This window comes from uncultured Microbulbifer sp., from assembly GCF_947489355.1.
In the GTDB taxonomy this organism is placed as follows: Bacteria; Pseudomonadota; Gammaproteobacteria; order Pseudomonadales; family Cellvibrionaceae; genus Microbulbifer.
In genome coordinates this window covers 1-973 of record NZ_CANLDD010000158.1, presented here as the reverse complement: position 1 = coordinate 973, position 973 = coordinate 1, and the positions used below count along the sequence as shown (strand labels likewise).

The following is a 973-nucleotide window of genomic DNA, read 5'->3' as shown; positions in this document are numbered from 1 at the left end:
AGGAACGTTAGTTCCGTACAGACCGCTTTGAGCGGTTCACGATTAAAGCCACCGGCTTTGCCGGTGGATATTTACTCGCATTATTTGGTGAGGGATTTATGACAGATAAAGAAAGATATGAAGAGGCCAAGAGAAAGGCTAAAAAAAGATCTAAGGATCTCTTCAAGCCAGATCCCGATGATGTTAAAGAAGAACTTGAGGATGAGACAACACTTGGTTCTCCAGAAAATTTAGTGGATCGTAGTGATGAGGAGGAATGAGCAAATCGGCTAAGATTGTATTCATAATCTGGTATCCATGTCTAGATTTGAAAAATATAGGAAAGGAAAGTGGTACCCATGTGGTCATTATTTAAAAAATAGACAAAAACTTCCGAACCAATGGAGGGTCTTCTGCAAACTGCCGCTTCAACTTTACAGTCCAATCTGCTCCGCCATGCTCGTGAGCCCATGAAAGTGGGACAATATGCTCAGCATCCAGGTCAGAGGCCAAGGTGAAGAATTGGCCGGTGTAGGGATCTAGCCACAGGCCAGTAATAACTGTGCAGCTCTTGGCATTGGTAAAAGTCACTGGGGCCAGGCTAAACTGGATCAGCAGCTCGTGACGGGTGCTCTGGCAGTCGCCATCAGAGTCAGACCAGTGGGGAGCCACTCGTGGCGGTCGTAATCTTGAGTTTCTGCTTCAACTTCCAAGCAGACAACAAGCAGTATGGATAAAAAAATAGGTATAATCAGGCGCATTATTCTCTCTTTTTAAAATTTTACATAGGAACCTTTTACCATTGCCTTCAGGGTAGGGGTAGGGTATTTTTAAGTGAAAGCGTGATAAAAAACATACTTACTAAAAAGACGGAATAGAAGAATACACTCCGCTCAAGAGCTACCGTGAAAATATCCGAGGGTGTTCAAAACTCTGTGTCAGCCAAGTAGCCTCATTGGCTGATATATTTCTCCAGGCGATCCGGGAAGTGGAT

Annotated in this window: 1 protein-coding gene; it reads left to right on the top strand. The window is 44.1% G+C overall.

Translation table 11 applies throughout. From position 1 onward, the window contains the following. Positions 1-98: 98 nt before the first annotated feature. The gene (locus tag Q1A48_RS21265) at positions 99-260 is read left to right on the top strand and encodes a hypothetical protein (protein ID WP_299948860.1); all 162 of its coding nucleotides are present in this window, start codon (positions 99-101) and stop codon (positions 258-260) included. Positions 261-973 lie beyond the last annotated feature (713 nt).